Origin of the sequence: Curtobacterium sp. NPDC090223 (genome assembly GCF_044746585.1) — a bacterium.
Lineage (GTDB): Bacteria > Actinomycetota > Actinomycetes > Actinomycetales > Microbacteriaceae > Curtobacterium.
In genome coordinates, this window is the sequence record NZ_JBIVCN010000001.1 from 237,446 (window position 1) to 253,962 (window position 16,517).

At 70.4% G+C, this 16,517-nt stretch carries 16 protein-coding genes and 2 tRNA genes; 10 read left to right on the forward strand and 8 right to left on the reverse strand.

The window, feature by feature from the left end:
- Positions 1-20: 20 nt before the first annotated feature.
- Positions 21-93: transfer RNA gene (locus ACIPJY_RS01055), tRNA-Asn, on the forward strand.
- Positions 94-205: 112 nt separating this feature from the next.
- Positions 206-697 carry a hypothetical protein gene (locus tag ACIPJY_RS01060; protein WP_400460487.1) on the forward strand — a complete coding sequence of 164 codons (492 nt, stop codon included), beginning with the start codon at positions 206-208 and terminating at the stop codon, positions 695-697.
- A gap of 48 nt (positions 698-745) precedes the next feature.
- On the opposite strand, the gene def is transcribed toward ACIPJY_RS01060, so the two are convergent.
- Entirely contained in the window at positions 746-1,321 is a 576-nt protein-coding gene (gene def, locus ACIPJY_RS01065) for a peptide deformylase (protein WP_400460485.1), read from the reverse strand.
- A gap of 39 nt (positions 1,322-1,360) precedes the next feature.
- Between def and ACIPJY_RS01070 the strand changes: the two genes are divergently transcribed.
- The 6 genes from ACIPJY_RS01070 to ACIPJY_RS01095 all read left to right on the forward strand — a co-directional run bounded on the left by ACIPJY_RS01070 (position 1,361) and on the right by ACIPJY_RS01095 (position 6,390).
- Complete coding sequence (locus ACIPJY_RS01070) at positions 1,361-2,275, forward strand: multidrug DMT transporter permease (protein WP_400460483.1); 915 nt, start codon at positions 1,361-1,363, stop codon at positions 2,273-2,275.
- Positions 2,276-2,423: 148 nt separating this feature from the next.
- Positions 2,424-3,626: a glycosyltransferase gene (locus ACIPJY_RS01075; RefSeq protein ID WP_400460481.1), complete on the forward strand. Its 1,203-nt coding sequence runs from the start codon at positions 2,424-2,426 to the stop codon at positions 3,624-3,626.
- Between the two features lie 13 nt (positions 3,627-3,639).
- Positions 3,640-3,714, forward strand: a tRNA-Ile gene (locus ACIPJY_RS01080).
- Between the two features lie 72 nt (positions 3,715-3,786).
- Entirely contained in the window at positions 3,787-4,923 is a 1,137-nt protein-coding gene (locus tag ACIPJY_RS01085; RefSeq protein ID WP_400460480.1) for an AI-2E family transporter, read from the forward strand.
- Positions 4,920-5,726, forward strand: a complete 807-nt coding sequence (locus tag ACIPJY_RS01090) for a DUF1684 domain-containing protein (RefSeq protein WP_400460478.1) — start codon at positions 4,920-4,922, stop codon at positions 5,724-5,726. The genes ACIPJY_RS01085 and ACIPJY_RS01090 overlap by 4 nt, the downstream gene beginning before the upstream one ends.
- Before the next feature lie 163 nt (positions 5,727-5,889).
- On the forward strand, positions 5,890-6,390 hold the full coding sequence (locus ACIPJY_RS01095) for a DUF3145 domain-containing protein (protein WP_400460476.1): 501 nt from the start codon (positions 5,890-5,892) through the stop codon (positions 6,388-6,390).
- Positions 6,391-6,507: 117 nt separating this feature from the next.
- Here the strand turns inward: ACIPJY_RS01095 and ACIPJY_RS01100 are convergent, their stop codons facing one another.
- From ACIPJY_RS01100 to aceE, 6 genes are all read right to left on the reverse strand, one after another.
- Positions 6,508-7,752 carry a beta-ketoacyl-[acyl-carrier-protein] synthase family protein gene (locus ACIPJY_RS01100; RefSeq protein WP_400460474.1) on the reverse strand — a complete coding sequence of 415 codons (1,245 nt, stop codon included), beginning with the start codon at positions 7,750-7,752 and terminating at the stop codon, positions 6,508-6,510.
- Positions 7,753-7,845: 93 nt separating this feature from the next.
- Positions 7,846-8,094, reverse strand: coding sequence for an acyl carrier protein (locus tag ACIPJY_RS01105; RefSeq protein WP_071275967.1), 249 nt, complete (start codon positions 8,092-8,094; stop codon positions 7,846-7,848).
- Between the two features lie 105 nt (positions 8,095-8,199).
- On the reverse strand, positions 8,200-9,231 hold the full coding sequence (locus tag ACIPJY_RS01110) for a beta-ketoacyl-ACP synthase III (RefSeq protein ID WP_400460472.1): 1,032 nt from the start codon (positions 9,229-9,231) through the stop codon (positions 8,200-8,202).
- Positions 9,228-10,157 carry an ACP S-malonyltransferase gene (locus ACIPJY_RS01115; protein ID WP_400460470.1) on the reverse strand — a complete coding sequence of 310 codons (930 nt, stop codon included), beginning with the start codon at positions 10,155-10,157 and terminating at the stop codon, positions 9,228-9,230. Before ACIPJY_RS01115 ends, ACIPJY_RS01110 begins: the two co-directional genes overlap by 4 nt.
- A gap of 85 nt (positions 10,158-10,242) precedes the next feature.
- Entirely contained in the window at positions 10,243-11,469 is a 1,227-nt protein-coding gene (locus tag ACIPJY_RS01120; RefSeq protein WP_400460468.1) for a PucR family transcriptional regulator, read from the reverse strand.
- An 8-nt stretch (positions 11,470-11,477) separates the two neighbouring features.
- On the reverse strand, positions 11,478-14,222 hold the full coding sequence (gene aceE / locus ACIPJY_RS01125; protein ID WP_400460467.1) for a pyruvate dehydrogenase (acetyl-transferring), homodimeric type: 2,745 nt from the start codon (positions 14,220-14,222) through the stop codon (positions 11,478-11,480).
- Positions 14,223-14,483: 261 nt separating this feature from the next.
- Here aceE and ACIPJY_RS01130 point away from each other — a divergent pair, with 261 nt between their 5' ends.
- Both ACIPJY_RS01130 and ACIPJY_RS01135 read left to right on the forward strand, forming a co-directional pair.
- Positions 14,484-14,972, forward strand: coding sequence for a peroxiredoxin (locus tag ACIPJY_RS01130; RefSeq protein ID WP_400460465.1), 489 nt, complete (start codon positions 14,484-14,486; stop codon positions 14,970-14,972).
- 130 nt (positions 14,973-15,102) lie between these two features.
- On the forward strand, positions 15,103-16,029 hold the full coding sequence (locus ACIPJY_RS01135) for an alpha/beta fold hydrolase (protein WP_400468121.1): 927 nt from the start codon (positions 15,103-15,105) through the stop codon (positions 16,027-16,029).
- Here ACIPJY_RS01135 and ACIPJY_RS01140 read toward each other — a convergent pair.
- Positions 15,965-16,504, reverse strand: a complete 540-nt coding sequence (locus ACIPJY_RS01140; RefSeq protein WP_400460461.1) for a hypothetical protein — start codon at positions 16,502-16,504, stop codon at positions 15,965-15,967. The two genes, ACIPJY_RS01135 and ACIPJY_RS01140, sit on opposite strands and share 65 nt — an antisense overlap.
- Positions 16,505-16,517 lie beyond the last annotated feature (13 nt).

Sequence of the window (16,517 nt, forward strand, 5' to 3'; positions counted from 1 at the left end):
TCGACCGGAAGCGCAACTGATCCTCGATAGCTCAATTGGCAGAGCAGCCGGCTGTTAACCGGCAGGTTGTTGGTTCGAGTCCAACTCGGGGAGCAGCAGACCCCCACCGTTCGCGGTGGGGGTCTTTTGTCGTGCTCACCCTCTCTGGGCTCGCTCTTGCCCGGTCCACGGCAGAGCCACGGGGACAAGCTGTTAGCGTTCACAGGTGCACCGCCTCCGCCGAACCGTCACCGCAGCGCTCTGTGCCGCGGTGCTCGCGGTGCTGGCCGGCGGGTGCACGTCCGGAGCCGAGTCGGAACCGGACGACTCGGTGGACAGCACGCCGTCGTCCGAGATCGCCGCGTCGGGCACCTCGCCGATCGTGTTCGCGTTCGTGTGCGACGTCGACGGCTCGGACCGCTCCGAGACCTACACGACGTACTCCGCGGTGTGGCAGGACCAGCGCACGGCCTGTCGTGCGGAGCGGATCACCGGGACCGAGGCGTCGGCGCAACAGCAGGCAGCGCTCGACGCCGCTGCGGGCTCGGCCACGCTCGAGGAACTCGCGAGCGCCTGCGCGGAGACCGGGGTCGCGCCGTGGACCTCGGCCGTCCGCTCGAGCGCGGCGGCGAACACGGCCGCCGGCCTGGCGCTCTACTGTCCCGGCCATCCGCAGATGGACCGCCTGCGGGACGCGATCGCTGCCTACCGGAGCTGAGCCGGGCCTCCAGGCCGTTGCGTGCCGCGCGTCGCCGACGGACCGGCGTCAGCCCTCCGGGTGGTCGCGGCCGGGCAGCCAGGACTTGCCGGGGCCGCCCCAGCTGTTCTTCTTGACGGCCTTCTGGACCTGCTTCGGGTACGGGTGGCTCAGGCGGTCCGCGTAGAGCAGGCCGTCGAGGTGGTCGTACTCGTGCTGGAAGATCCGCGCCAGCCACCCGTGGGCCTCGATCTCGAACGGCTCGCCGTGCTCGTCGAAGGCGCGGAGGAGCGCGCCCTCGGAGCGGCGCAGCGGGAAGCGGAGACCGGGGATGGAGAGGCAGCCCTCGGACTCCTCGTCCTCGTCGAGTTCCTCCACAGCCTCGGGTTCGGCGGGGGTGATCCACAGGACGGGGTTGATCGCCGCGCCGCGCCACTGCACCTCGTCATCATCGACGTATGAGTACACGAAGAGCCGCTTGCCCACCCCGACCTGCGGACCGGCCAGCCCGACGCCCGGCGCCAGGTCCATGGTCTCGAACATGTCCGCCACCAGGGATCGGAGCTCGTCGTCGAAGGCGGTGACCTCCGCGGCGCGGTCGTGCAGGACTGGTTCACCGGTGATCCGGATCGGGAGAACGGCCATTCACCCAGGTTATCGGGAGGAGTCGGATAGCCTCGACGCGTGACGACGGACCTGCAGATCCCGGACGCCGTGAGCAACCTCACCCCGTTCCAGGCCCTCATGATCCCCGTCGCGCTCATCGGTGCGGTCTTCCTGTCGCTCGGCGCACAGTTCCAGAGCCGCGGCGTCAAGCGCGTCGAGGCCCGGCTCGGCAAGCAGTCGAAGGGGCTCAGCGTCCGGCACGTCGTCGGGCTGATCTCGAGCGGCTACTGGGTGCTCGGCACGCTCATGCTCGGCATCGCCGTCGTCCTGCAACTGATCAGCATCACGTTCGCGCCGCTGATCGTGGTGCAGCCCCTCGGGGCCGTCGCGCTCGTCATCACGACCTGGTTCTCGTCGCGGTCCTCCGGCGTCCCGCTCGGGCAGCGCGCCCGCCGCGCGGTCTGGACGTGCATCATCGGCGTCGGGATCTTCGTCGGCATCGCGGCGTTCGTCGGGCACGAGAGCCCGATCACGCGGTCGCAGCTGATCACCGTGCTGGTCATCCTGGCCGTCGTGCTGGTCCTCGTCCTGGTGTCCTTCCGGGTCGTCGCCAAGCACAAGAGCGCGCTGTACTACATCATCGGTGCCGGGGTCCTCTACGGCTTCGTGGCGACCCTGGCGAAGGTCACGCTGAACCGGTTCGTCAACCACACGTTCGACTGGGTGACCGTCCTGGCGATCATCGGCGTGATCGTGGCCGCGTCGCTCGGCGGGTACTTCGTGCAGAACGCGTACTCCGCGGGCTCGGCCGACCTGGTGATCGCCGGCCTGACGGTCGTCGACCCGATCGTCGCCGTCGGCATCGGCGTGATCGTCCTCGGCGAGGCAGCTGGCGCGCCCGTCGTCGCGGTGCTCGGGTTCGTCGTCGCGGCCGCGATCGCCGTCACCGGGGTGTTCCTGCTCGCCAAGCACCACCCCGAAGCGCGCCGGTAGCCGGGTCCTCCTCCGGCAGGGGGCGCGGTCAGCCGCGCGGCGGACGTGCTCGCGCTGAGGCGTACGGTAGCGTTTCAGACCCAGACCAGCCCGGTACCAGCACCACCACCGGTACCGGACGAAGGCCCAGGAGAGGACGACGCCCGCCGTGTCAGGAGACGCCACCCCCGTTCCGCTCGACCACCCGACGGACCACCGGCCCCTGCGGGTGCTGATGGCCGCGGACACCTTCTCCCCGGACGTCAACGGTGCAGCGACGTTCACCGAGCAGCTCGCCGTCGGACTCGCCGAGCGGGGCCACGAGGTCCACATCATCGCCCCGGCTGCCGGCCGACACCACGGCACCTTCGACGAGGAGCACCGCGGCGTCACGCTCGTCGTGCACCGTCTGCCGTCGTACAAGTGGCCGCTGCACGCGTGGCTGCGCTTCGCGTGGCCGTGGACCGTCCGGAAGCACGTCGCGCCGATCATCGACGCGTTCAAGCCCGACGTCGTGCACATCCAGTCGCACATCATCGTCGGCCGCGGTGTCGCCCGTGAAGCGCACGACCGGGGCATCCGGATCATCGCGACGAACCACTTCATGCCGGAGAACCTGCTCGAGTACACGCCGTTCGGCCGCTTCACGCTGCCGATCGCGCTCAAGATCGCCTGGAACGACGCCGCACACACGTACCGGCTCGCCGACGTGATCTCGACCCCGACGAACCTGGCTGCCGACTACCTCCGCCAGGCCATCGCCGGGCAGCGCGTGCTCGCCATCTCGTGCGGCATCGACGCCTCCCGCTACCTCGCCCGCGAGGGCCGACCGGCGGGCAACGACATCACGTTCGTCGGACGGATCGCGCCGGAGAAGAACCTCGACGTGCTCTTCCGCGCGCTCCCGCTGCTGCCGGCCGAGCTGAACGCGACGATCACGATCGTCGGTGACGGCGAGATGATCCCGAAGCTCACGACCCTCGCGAAGGAGCTCGGCATCGAGGACCGGGTGACCTTCCTCGGGTTCGTCTCCGACGAGGTCAAGTTCCGGGCGCTCACGAACTCCACCGTCTTCGCGATGCCCTCGACCGCGGAACTGCAGAGCATCGCGTCACTCGAGGCGATGGCGTCCGGCCTGCCGGTCGTCGCCGCGAACTCGATGGCACTGCCGCACCTGATCGACGGCAACGGGTACCTGTTCGAGCCCGGCGACGAGCACGACCTCGCGGCCAAGCTCACCATGGTGCTCACCGCCCCGGACGACGAGTACGTCGCGATGCGGGCGCGCAGTCTGGCCATGATCGAGGCACACGACATCAACCGCACCCTCGCGACGTTCGAGGCGCTGTATCGTGGGGAACCGGTGGCCTAGCGCCTGCCGACGAGGGGCGGTAGCCAAGCTGGTCAAGGCAGTCTGCTCATAACGGAACGATTCGCGGGTTCGAGTCCCGCCCGCCCCACGTAGCCGCTCACCCCACGTAGTCGTAACCCAGCTCGGGTTCGAGAGGATCCGAAAGGCGGGCTCGACCCACATGCACCTGCGGAAGCGACCCGCCAACGGCGTGGACACGGACAGCCCACACCCCACCCCGAACGTGACGTTCGAGGCGTCCAAGGGCGGCACCGGCGTCCGCGTCAACGCGTTCCGCATCGGGTTCATGGGCGGCATCGGCGTCCTCGTCGCCCTGCTCGCCGGCGCCCTGATCGGCCAGCTGTCGACGGTGCTCGTCTACATCGGCGTCGCACTGTTCATCGCGCTCGGGCTCGACCCGCTCGTCACCTTCCTCGAGCGGTACATCCCGCGGTGGGCGGCGATCCTCGCGGTGGTCGTCACCGTGCTCCTGGCGTTCGGCGGCGTGGTGTTCGCGGTCGTCCCGATCCTCATCAACCAGGCGACGAACCTGGTGCAGAACTTCCCGGACATCGTGCAGGACGTCTCCCGGCAGGACTGGGTGCAGAGCCTCTCGAAGCAGCTCAACGGGTCGTTCGACGTCGACCACTCGCTCCAGCAGCTTCAGAAGTTCGTCGAGGACCCGGGCAACCTGCTCAGCCTCGGCGGCGGGATCCTGGCGGTCGGCAGCGGCATCCTCTCCGGGCTGACCGGCGCGCTGATCGTCCTCATCCTGATGCTCTACTTCCTCGCCTCGATGCGGAGCATGAAGAGCATGATGTACCGCTTCGTCCCGGCGTCGCGACGACAGAACTACATCGACGTCAGCGAGGAAGTCACGTCCTCCGTCGGCCGCTACGTCGTCGGCCAGATCACACAGGCGGGCATCAACGGTGTCCTCAGCCTGGTGTTCCTGCTGATCATCGGTGCCCCGCTACCCGTGCTGCTGGCGACGTTCGCGTTCATGGGGTCGCTCATCCCGCTCGTCGGCACGATCGGCGCCGCGATCGTGATCTCGCTGCTGTGCTTCTTCGCCTCGCCCGCGACCGCCCTCGCCGCCGCGATCTACTACCTCGTGTACATGCAGGTCGAGTCGTACGTGATCTCCCCGCGCATCATGTCCCGCGCCGTGCAGGTCCCTGGCGCCCTGGTCGTCATCGCCGCCGTCGCCGGTGCCACGATCGGGGGAGTGCTCGGAGCGCTCGTCGCCGTCCCGGTCGCCGCGTCGGTGATCATCATCGTGCAGAAGGTCATCTACCCCCGTCAGGAGCAGGCGTGACCGACCTCGCCGACGCGATCGCCGCCCGGGACCGCTGGGCGCGCAGTGCTCGCGGGCCGCTCGCACTGGTCAACGCCCAGCGCGTCGACCAGCCGCAGTCCGTCTGGCCGGTCCCCGGCACGTGGGCACCGGCGGTCGGCGGCCTGACCGTGACGGCGACGGCAGCCGACGGTGTCGTCGTCGACGGGGTCCCCGTGGACGGCACGGTCCTCGTCGCCGGGGACGACGCCGTCGTCCCGTCCGCCGTCGCGTTCCCCGACGGGTTCGCGGGCACCGTGTCCGGGTCGACGCTCCGGGTCTGGGACCCCGCATCCGCCGGCATCGCCCGCTTCGCGCGGATCGACCGCTTCCCGTTCGCCGCCGACCTGGTCCGGCCCGGCAGGTACACCCCGGTCGACCCCAGCCAGGAGGCCGTTGGTGACGTCCTCGACGCCGCCGGCGACGCGCTCGTGGTCGCCGGCACGGTCGAGACCACCGTCGGTGCATCGGTCGCGTCGCTCCTCGCCGTCCGCTCCGCACCGTTCGGCGGTGTGCCGCGGCTGCAGCTCATCGTGCAGGACGGCACGAGCGCCCTGCCGGAGGACGACGCCGCGAGCTCGTACTCGATGGGGCGGTTCCTCTTCGTCGAGGACCCGGGCGGCCCGGCCGACGTCGAGCTGGACTGGAACCGCCTGGTGCTGCCGCCGTGCGCGTTCTCGTACCAGTACGCGTGTCCGATCCCGCCACCGCAGAACCGCATCGCCGTTCCGATCACGGCGGGGGAGCGGCACCCGGTCGACCACGACGGCGCCGTTCTGCACTGATCGGGCCGGTGTCCTTGCCGTTCCCAGGCGGAACGCTGCATAATGGGCCTGTCCGCCAGGACATCACAATCGCATATCGATGGTTCCACGGTGCTCTCGAGCACTGGTCCGGATCCTCCAGCACAGGTCGATGGGGAAGTCGCACCTGATGATCGGAGGAACCATGACCGGGACTGCGTCTGGAGTGCTCTACGTGCACTCCTCCCCCCGCGCACTCTGCCCCCATGTCGAATGGGCAGCAGGTCGCGCCATGAGTCGTGCCGTGAACTTCTCCTGGCTGGACCAGCCTGCGCAGGACGGCTCCCGCCGCACCGAGTACACCTGGACCGGCGCGGTCGGCACCGGTGCAGCGATCGCATCGGCGCTGCGCGGGTGGGAGCACCTGCGGTACGAGGTCACCGAGGAGCCCACGCAGGTCTCTGACGGCGGCCGGTGGATGCACACGCCCGACCTCGGCGTCTTCTACGCGCAGACCGACGTCACGGGCAACATGGTCATCCCGGAGGACCGTGTGCGCTACGCGATGGAGGTCGCCGGCAGCAACGCCCTCGAGCTGCACCGTGAACTCCGGCTCGCGCTCGGGCAGGCCTGGGACGACGAGCTCGAGCCGTTCCGCCACGCTGCCGAGGGCAACCCGGTCGTCTGGCTCCACCGCGTCGGCTGACACCGCCGAACACGCGAAACACCTCCGAACACGCGAAACGCCGCCGATTCCGGCGGCGTTTCGTCGTGTCAGAGGTGTTTCGGCCTTGGGGCGGTGTCACCCGCGCCGAGGCGGCGATCAGGCCGTGCGGAACGCGACGACGGCGTTGTGGCCGCCGAAGCCGAACGAGTTGCTCACCGCGAGCAGGTCGCCCGCCGGGAGCTCGCGCGGCGAGGTCGCGACGTCCATCACGATCTCCGGGTCCTGCTCGGTGAGGTTGATCGTCGGCGGTGCGACCCGGTTGTGCAGCGCGAGGACCGTGAACGCGGCCTCGATCGCGCCGGCACCACCGAGGAGGTGACCGGTCGACGCCTTGGTGGCCGACACGACGACGGAGTCGAGGTGGTCGCCGAAGACCCGACGCATGGCGTGGTACTCGGCGATGTCCCCGACGGGGGTCGAGGTGGCGTGCGCGTTGACGTGGACGACGTCCTCGCGCGAGGCGCCGGCGTGCTCCAGTGCCATGAGCACGGCGCGCGCTGCCGCGCTGCCCTCGGGGTCCGGGGCGGTGATGTGGAACGCGTCCGAGGTGATGCCGGCACCGGCGACCTCGGCGTAGATCTTGGCGCCGCGGGCTTCCGCGTGCTCCTTGGTCTCGAGGATGAGCGCGGCGGCGCCGTCCGCGAGCACGAAGCCGTCGCGCGTGACGTCGTACGGACGCGAGGCGGTCTCGGGGGAGTCGTTCCGACGCGACAGGGCCTGCATCGCGGCGAACGACGCGAGGGGCATGGGGTGCAGCGCGGCCTCGGCGCCACCGGCGATGACGATGTCGGCTTCACCGGTCGCGACGTGGCGGTAGGCCTCGGCGAGGGACTCGGTGGAGGACGCGCACGCCGAGAGGTAGGTGCGGGCGCCACCACGGGCGCCGAACTCCATCTCGATGGCGGCGGCGGGGCCGTTGGCCATGAGCATCGGGACCGTCATCGGCAGGACGCGCCGCGGGCCCTTCTCGCGCAGGGTGTCCCAGGCGTCGAGCAGCGTGTTCACGCCGCCGATGCCGGTCGCCCAGTCGACGATGAGGCGCTCAGGGACGACGGTCTCGGCGTCGATGCCGGCGTCGGCCCAGGCTTCACGCGCGGCGATGAGGGAGAGCTGCGACGAGGGGTCGAAGCGCTTCGTCTCGGGGCGGGTGAGCTGGTCGGTGATGAAGCGGCGCGCCTGCCCGGCGAACTCGACGGGGATGTCGAGCTGGGCGTAGCGCTCGTCTTCGAGCCTGGTGATGCCGGACTTGCCCTCGAGCAGGGCGTCCCAGGTCTCCGAGGCAGTCGCGGCGAGAGGGGAGATCGCACCGATCCCGGTGACGACGACGGTCTTGTTGGTCATGGAACGACTTGTTTCTTCTGAGGTGGACATGACGAGCGCCGCGGCCCGTGACCGGAAGGGTCGAGCCGGACCACGGCGCTCAGGAAGTTCGTGTCAGGCCTGGGCCTTGACGATGAAGTCGACGGCGTCACCGACGGTCTTGAGGTTCTTGACCTCTTCGTCCGGGATCTTCACGTCGAACTTCTCTTCGGCGTTGACGACGATGGTCATCATCGAGATGGAGTCGATGTCGAGGTCGTCCGTGAACGACTTGTCCGACTGCACCGTGTCGGTGGCGATGCCGGTCTCGTCGTTGATGAGCTCGGCCAGGCCGGCGAGGACTTCTTCGTTGGACAGGGCCATGATGGTGTCTCCTTGAGGGGGGTGTCGTTTGACCGTGGACCAGCCTAGGGCACGGGGTGGTCCCGCGCCCGCAGCCTGGCGGGACTGTGGAAAGTCGGGGTCGTCCTAGGGGAGGACGACCACCTGTGCGCCGAACACGAGTCCGGCGCCGAACCCGATCTGCAGGGCGAGGCCGCCCGACAGCTCGGGGTGCTCGTCGAGCAGACGGTGGGTCGCGAGCGGGATGCTCGCGGCGGAGGTGTTGCCGGTGGTCGTGATGTCGCGGGCGATCACCACGGACTCCGGGATGCCGAGCTGCTTGGCGAACTCGTCGATGATCCGGATGTTGGCCTGGTGCGGCACGAACGCCGCGAGCTGGTCGGGGCGGACCCCGGCGGTCTCCAGTGCTTCCCGGGCGACCTTGACCATCTCCCAGACGGCCCAGCGGAACACGGTCTGACCGGCCTGCCGTATCGTCGGCCGCGCGGCCCCCGCTTCCCACTCGTTGAAGGTGGCCGTCATGCCGATCGCGTCCCACTTGGAGCCGTCGGAGCCCCAGATGGTCGGCGCGATGCCGGGGAAGTCGCTCGGGCCGACGATCGCGGCGCCGGCACCGTCCCCGAGCAGGAACGAGATCGAGCGGTCCGTCGGGTCGACGATGTCGCTGAGCTTCTCGGCGCCGACGACGAGCACGTGGTCGGCGATGCCGGACTTCACGAAGGAGTCGGCCTGGGCGATGCCGTAGGCGTACCCGGCGCAGGCGGCGCTGATGTCGTACGCGGCCGCGGGGGCCGCGCCGATGCGCTCGGCGAGCAGTGACGCCATCGAGGGGGTGGCGACGGTGTGCGTGACGGTGCTGACGAGCACGACGCCGATCTGGTCGGGGGTGATCCCGGCCTTGGCGATCGCCTCGAGTGCGGCGGCCTCGGCGAGGTCGACCGCTTCGACGTCGGCGCCGGCACGCATCCGGGTGACGATCCCGGTGCGCTGGCGGATCCACTCGTCGGACGAGTCGATCGGACCGACGAGGTCGTCGTTCGGCACGGTGTTCTCGCCGCGGGCGGCACCGAGCGCCAGGATCCGGCTGAACTCGTGTCCACGGCGCTGGGCCAGGACGGGACGCGCGGCGTCGGCTGCGGTGGGGGTGGTGTCGGTCATGCTGCTGCCTCTGCGGTGTTCAGGAGCTCGATCGCGGCCGGCAGGTCCTCCGGGGACTTGATCGCGACGGTGGGCGTGCCACGGAGGCCGCGCTTGGCGAGGCCCACGAGGGCGCCGGCGGGAGCGAGCTCGACGATGCCGGTGACGCCCGCCTGCTGGAACGACTCCATCACGGAGTCCCAGTGCACGGGGTTCGCGATCTGGTCGACCATGAGGTCGACGAAGCGACGGCCGTCCTGGACGCGGGAGCCGTCGGCGTTGGTCCAGATGGGCAACGTCGGGTCGGTCACGGCGGTCGCGGCGGCAACCGGGGCGACGCGCTCGACGGCCGGGGCCATGTACCGGGTGTGGAACGCACCGGCGACGGCGAGCGGGATCACGCGGGCCTTCGCGGGCGGGTCCGCGGCGAGGGCGGCGATCGCCGCCGCAGCCCCGGCCACGACGGTCTGCCCGCCGCCGTTGTGGTTCGCGGGGACGAGTCCGTTGGCGTCGAGCGCCCGGGCGACCTCGTCCGGGTCGCCGCCGAGGACGGCAGCCATCGAGGTGGGCTCGAGCGCAGCGGCGTCGGCCATCGCCCGGCCGCGCTCGGCGACCAGCGTCACGGCGTCGGTCGGCGTGAGGATCCCGGCGACGGCGGCCGCGGTGAACTCGCCCACGGAGTGGCCGGCGACGCCACCGACGAGGGTGCGGCGTCCGTCCGCGAGGAGCGCGTCCGCGGTGATGATCCCGGCGGCGACGATGAGCGGCTGGGCGAGGGCGGTGTCCTTGATGGTGTCCGCGTCGGACTCCGTGCCGTGCAGCGCCAGGTCGACGCCGATCGCTTCGGACCACAGCCCGACGCGTTCACGGACGGCAGCGTCCTCGAGCCACGGGGCGAGGAAGCCTGGGGTCTGGGAGCCCTGTCCGGGCGCGACGACGACGATCACCGGACAATCCTGTCTGCCACCGGGCGTGCGGCCCGTGTGGACTCCCGACACGAATCCGCCCGAGACATTGTGGAACCCCTACGGCTCACCGGCGGCCGATGCGTCGCCGGCCGGACGCCGACTCGGACATCGCACCGAGGATGAGTGCGGACTGCACGATCAGTGCGTCCCTGGCGTGGGTCGCGTCCCAGCCGATGATGTCCGCCACGCGACGCAGGCGGTACCGCACGGTGTTCGGGTGCACGAAGAGTTCGCGCGCCGTGGCTTCCAGGGACCGGCCGGTGTCGAGGTAGCACCAGAGCGTCTGCAGGAGCTCGGTGGACTGGTCCTTCAGCGGCACGTAGATGCGCTGCACGAGTGCGGACCGGGCCAGGGGGTCGCCCGCGAGTGCGCGTTCGGGCAGCAGGTCGTCCGCGAGCGCGGGACGGGGTGCACCGCGCCAGGCACGCGCGACGGCGAACCCGGCGAGGGCGGCCTTCGCGGAGGTGGAGGCGTCCACGACCCCGGGGACCTCGTTGCCGAGGACCAGGTGGCCCTCCCCGAACATCGGCTCCAGCGCCTGCGCGATGGCCATGAACGAGACGGGTTCCTCGCCCTCCGGGACGTCGTCCCGCGGTGTGGAGCGGCCGATCACGACCACGAGCCGTGCGCCCTGCACGCCGATGAGCACGTCGGCGTCCATGTGCCGGGCGGAGCGCCGGACCTGGTCGACCTCGAGCTGCTTCGGTGCCGTGCCGACGAGCACCGCGACCTCGCCGTGGCCGTGCCAGCCGAGCGCCGCGATGCGCGACGGGAGCTCGTCGTCGTACTCGCCCGACAGGATCGAGTCGACCACGAGCGCCTCGAGCCGGGCGTCCCAGAGCCCGCGGGCCTCGGCGGCCCTGGCGTAGACGTCGGCGGCCGCGAACGCGATGTCCCGGGAGTACTTGAGGATCGCCTCCTGCAGCATCTCGTCGTCCTTGGCGCGTTCCTCGACGACGGTGACGACGACACGGATGAGCTGCAGGGTCTGCTGCAGGCTCACCGATCGCAGGAGTTCACGCGGCGCGGAGCCGAACACGTCGGCGGCCGCGATCCACGGCGTCGACGCACTGCCCTCGAGCCACGAGATGAAGGACGTGATGCCGGCCTGGGCGACCATGCCGACCGCGGAGCGACGCCCCGGGGGCATCTCGCTGTACCAGGGGAGGGTGTCCTCGAGCCGCTTGATGGTGGCGGTCGAGAGTTCGCCCGACACCTGCCGGAGCCAGGAGAGCGCCCGTTCACGGTCGTTCTCCCGGCCCACGGCGGGGTCGGTGCGGGGTGTCGTCACCGCCGGTGTCAGCTCTCGCCGCCGGCGCTGCCCGTGGTGCCGGCGGTCACGTCGTGCAGGCGGTACTTGTCGATCGCCTGCTGGACGAGTGCGCCGTCGATCTTGCCCTGGCGGGCGAGCTGCTGCAGCGTCCGCACGACGACCGAGGGGCCGTCGATGTGGAAGAAGCGACGGGCGGCCGGACGGGTGTCCGAGAAGCCGAAGCCGTCGGCGCCGAGCGTGGCGTAGTCCGTCGGCACGAACGGACGGATCTGCTCCTGGACCTGGTGCATGAAGTCGCTGACGGCGACGACCGGGCCCTCGGTGGCGAGCAGACGCTCGGTGACGTACGGCGTGCGGGGCTGCTCGTTCGGGTTGAGGAACGCGTGCTGCTCCGCGGCGAGACCGTCGCGGTAGAGCTCACCCCAGCTCGTGACGCTCCACACCTCGGCGGAGACGCCCCAGTCCTCGGCGAGGAGCTGTTGTGCCTCGAGGATCCACGGCACGGCGACACCGGACGCGAGCAGCTGGGCCTTGGGGCCGTCGTGCTCGCTGCCCTTGAGCAGGTACATGCCCTTGACGATGCCCTCCACGTCGACGCCCTCGGGCTCGACGGGCTGCACGATCGGCTCGTTGTAGACCGTCAGGTAGTACATGACGTTCGGGTCGGCGTGCTTCGGCGAGCCGTCCTCGTTCGTGCCGTACATCCGGTCGAGGCCGGACTGGACGATGTGCCCGATCTCGTAGCCGTACGCCGGGTCGTAGGACACGACGGCGGGGTTCGACGCCGCGAGGAGCAGCGAGTGCCCGTCCGCGTGCTGCAGGCCCTCGCCGGTCAGCGTGGTGCGGCCGGCCGTGGCGCCGATCATGAAGCCACGGGCCATCTGGTCACCGGCGGCCCAGATCGCGTCACCGGTGCGCTGGAACCCGAACATCGAGTAGAAGACGTAGACCGGGATGAGCGGCTCGCCCTGCGTCGAGTACGAGGTGCCGACGGCGGTGAACGCGGCGAGGGCGCCCGCCTCGTTGATGCCGACGTGGATGATCTGGCCCTGCGGGCTCTCCTTGTAGGCCAGGAGGAGCTCACGGTCGACCGACGTGTAGTGCTGGCCGTTCGGGTTGTAGATCTTCGCGGTCGGGAAGTACGCGTCCATGCCGAACGTGCGCGCCTCGTCCGGGATGATCGGGACCACGCGGTCGCCGAAGTCCGGGGAGCGGAGCAGGTCCTTCAGCAGACGGGCGAACGCCATGGTGGTGGCGATCTCCTGCTTGCCGGAGCCCTTCTTGACGACCTGGTACTTCGCGTCGTCCGGCAGGGTGATCGACGTGTACTTGGTGCGACGCTCCGGCACGTACCCGCCGAGCGCGTGACGGCGCTCGTGCATGTACTGGATGGCCTCGTCGTCGTTGCCCGGGTGGTAGTACGGCGGCGTGTAGGGGTTCTCCTCGAGCTGCGCGTCGGAGATCGGGATGCGCATCTCGTCGCGGAACTGCTTGAGGTTGTCGAGCGTGAGCTTCTTCATCTGGTGGGTCGCGTTGCGCCCCTCGAAGCTCGGGCCGAGGCCGTAGCCCTTGACCGTCTTCGCCAGGATGACGGTCGGCTGGCCCTTGTGCTCGGTCGCCGCCTTGAACGCCGCGTAGACCTTGCGGTAGTCGTGGCCGCCGCGCTTGAGGTTCCAGACCTGGTCGTCGCTGTAGCCGTCGATCAGCTGGAGCGCCTTCGGGTCGCGCCCGAAGAAGTTCTCGCGGACGTAGGCACCGTTCTCGGCCTTGTAGGTCTGGTAGTCACCGTCGGGCGTGACGTTCATCAGGTTGAGGAGCGCACCGTCGGTGTCGCGGGCGAGCAGGTCGTCCCACTCGCGGCCCCAGATCACCTTGATGACGTTCCACCCGGCGCCACGGAAGTAGCTCTCGAGCTCCTGGATGATCTTGCCGTTGCCGCGCACCGGGCCGTCGAGACGCTGCAGGTTGCAGTTGATCACGAAGTTCAGGTTGTCGAGGCCGTCGTTCGCCGCCACCTGGAGCTGGCCGCGGGACTCGACCTCGTCCATCTCGCCGTCGCCGAGGAAGGCCCAGACCTGCTGGTCGGAGGCGTCCTTGATGCCGCGGTTGGACAGGTACTTGGCCTGCTGGGCCTGGTAGATCGCGTTGATCGGGCCGATGCCCATCGACACGGTCGGGAACTGCCAGAAGTGCGGCATGAGCCGCGGGTGCGGGTACGACGACAGGCCGCCGCCGGCGTGCGACTTCTCCTGACGGAACCCGTCGAGCTGGTTCTCGTCGAGGCGGCCCTCCATGTAGGCGCGGGCGTACATGCCGGGGGAGGCGTGGCCCTGGAAGAACACCTGGTCGCCGCCGGACGCGTGGTCCTGCGCGCGGAAGAAGTGGTTGTAGCCGACCTCGTACAGGGCGGCGCTCGACGCGTACGTCGAGATGTGCCCACCGACCGAGATCCCCGGACGCTGCGCGCGGTGCACGGTGATGGCCGCGTTCCAGCGGATCCACCGGCGGTAGCGGCGCTCGAGCTCTTCGTCGCCGGGGAACTCCGGCTCGTTCTCCGGCGCGATCGTGTTGACGTAGTCCGTGGTCGGGACCATCGGCACGCCGAGGTGTAGTTCCTTGGACCGCTTGAGCAGGCTGAGCATGATCTCGCGAGCACGCTCGTGCCCGTGTGCCGCGACCAGTCCGTCGAGGGACTCACGCCATTCGGCGGTCTCCTCCGGGTCCTGGTCCTCGTGCCCTGCGCTGTACGGGTCCTGGTCGTTCACCGTCACCCTTGACCTCGGTTCGTTCTCGTGGTGGTGGACATGGTGGCGCACCGGTCGGTCGGGTCACGACCAGCGGTGGGAGCCGCGGTCCACTCTAGGCCCCACCACCGACCAGCAGCCTGACGGTGACGTGTGTCCGCACGACTGTGAACGGGTGCTTGCATTCACGTGTCGTCGGCGTACGATTGCCGATCGTGCCCACGCGAACCCGCGCGGGCGTGGATCGACGGGCACACCCGCAGCCCCCAGGAAGAAGCACACGCACCGATGGCACTGGAGACTGGGTCACTCGCGCCGGACTTCGAACTCCCGAACCAGTTCGGGGAACACGTCCGCCTCAGCGACTTCCGCGGATCCCGCCCGGTCGCACTCGTCTTCTTCCCGCTCGCGTTCTCGTCGACCTGCACGAGCGAACTCTGCGCCCTTCGGGACAACATCGCGATGTTCCAGGACAACCGCATCGAGCTCATCGGCATCTCGGTCGACTCGAAGGCAACGCTCCGTTCCTTCGCCGACGTGAACGGCTACGACTTCGAGCTCCTGGCGGACTTCTGGCCGCACGGCGCCGTCTCCAAGGAGTACGGCGTCTTCCTCGAGCACAAGGGCTTCGCGAACCGCGCCACCTTCGTCATCGACGTGCAGGGCCGCATCCGCGCCTCGATCATCTCGGAGCCGGGCGTCGCCCGGGACGTCGCCGAGTACCGCGCGGCCCTCGACCGGCTCGCCGCCTGCACGGCGCCGGTCCCCGTCGGCTAGGCAACCGCACGTCGGTCCGGTTCCGAACACTCCAGTGGTGCTGACGCACCGGACTGGAGGCACGGTGCAGCACACCGACACGACGCACGGAACCGGCGTGGTCCGTCCCGGCGCCTACGCTCCGTACCCGGTGACGGCCGACCCCGCCCCGTGGTCGCTGACGCGCTCCGTCGTCCGGACCACCGTCGGTCCGGTCGTGGTGCACGCCCGTCCTGGCCCCCGTCCGCTGCTCCTGCTCCACGGCGTCGCCGGGTCCTGGACGACGTGGACACCGCTGCTGCGCGCCGCGCACGGGTTCACGGGCCGCGGCCTCGTCCTGGTCGACCTGCCCGGGTGGGGGTCGTCGCCGGCCCCGGCGCAGCCGCTCGAGGTCGACGACGCCGTCGCGGTGCTCCGTTCGGTCCTCGACGCCCTGGCGGTCGGCACCGTGGACGTCGTCGGGCACTCGATGGGCGCGTTCATCGGCATGCACCTCGCCGTCGCCGCGCCCGGACGCACCCGGTCGGTGACCCTGGTGTCCGGCACCACCTTCGCGGCCGTCGACGCCGCCAGGCACCCCGTCCGGGGCGTGCTGACCCTGCCGTCGTTCGCCCTGCTCCGAGCCGGACTCGCGGTCACCCGGAGCGCCGCGGTCCCGATGCTCCGCGGCTTGGCGCGCATCGGCCTGCTCCGTCTCCTCGCCGCGCCGGTGTTCACGCACGTGGGCGCACTCGACCGCAGCGTGCTCGACGCCTTCGTCGCGGAGCTCCGGCCCGCCGGGTTCCTCGGCGCGGCCCGGACCGGGGCCGCCTACGACACCGACCGGTGGCGGGGCATCGACTGCCCGGTCACCGCGATCGCCGGGCGCGACGACGTGTTCGCACGGGTCCGCGACCTCGACGACCTCGCCCGGGTCGTGCCGCAGACCCGCACGGTGCTGCTCGACGACTGTGGCCACTTCGCCCACGTCGAGCACCCGGCCGCGGTGCTGCGGGCCCTCGGCGACGACGCGGTCAGTGGTACTGCGGCGGCCAGTCGAACGCCGGCGGCCGGTGCGGCACCTCGCCGATCGTCGTGACCACGAGATCGACCTCCTCGAGGTCCCGCAGCGCGATCGACCTCGGGTTGCCGTAGAACCTGTGGCCGTCGACCCAGATGGTCAGGTCGCCGTGCAGCCCGCCCACGTGCGCCGGACCCAACGAGACGTCCCACTCGTCGAAGAACTGCCCGAGCGTGAAGGTCCGGCGCTCCGGGGACTCGACGTGCACGATGCCCGACGTGTCGTGCGTGTGGATCTCGGCCGCGAAGTGCTGCTCGGCCGAATGCCCGACGTCGCCGGGGATCACCACCGGGGTGTCGCCGTCGGTGATCGTCACGTGCGTGTGGACGTGCTCCGCGAGCCGCTGCCCCCACACGTCGTGGAGTCTCGCTGCGTCGGCCCGTGCCGCCAGGTCGGTCGGCCTCGGCCACGGTGGAGCGCCATCGGTCGTCGCGCACCCGCTCACGAGCACGACGACGGCGAGCCCCACCGCCGCCCACACCGCTCGTCGCACCCGTCCATGCCTA

What these genes read in the sequence shown, in the direction of transcription:
- def (WP_400460485.1), bottom strand. Translation starts at nt 1,321, where the DNA reads ATGGCCGTTCTCCCGATCCGGATCACCGGTGAACCAGTCCTGCACGAC.
- ACIPJY_RS01085 (WP_400460480.1), top strand. Translation starts at nt 3,787, where the DNA reads ATGCACCTGCGGAAGCGACCCGCCAACGGCGTGGACACGGACAGCCCA.
- ACIPJY_RS01095 (WP_400460476.1), top strand. Translation starts at nt 5,890, where the DNA reads ATGACCGGGACTGCGTCTGGAGTGCTCTACGTGCACTCCTCCCCCCGC.
- ACIPJY_RS01100 (WP_400460474.1), bottom strand. Translation starts at nt 7,752, where the DNA reads ATGACCAACAAGACCGTCGTCGTCACCGGGATCGGTGCGATCTCCCCT.
- ACIPJY_RS01105 (WP_071275967.1), bottom strand. Translation starts at nt 8,094, where the DNA reads ATGGCCCTGTCCAACGAAGAAGTCCTCGCCGGCCTGGCCGAGCTCATC.
- ACIPJY_RS01110 (WP_400460472.1), bottom strand. Translation starts at nt 9,231, where the DNA reads ATGACCGACACCACCCCCACCGCAGCCGACGCCGCGCGTCCCGTCCTG.
- ACIPJY_RS01130 (WP_400460465.1), top strand. Translation starts at nt 14,484, where the DNA reads ATGGCACTGGAGACTGGGTCACTCGCGCCGGACTTCGAACTCCCGAAC.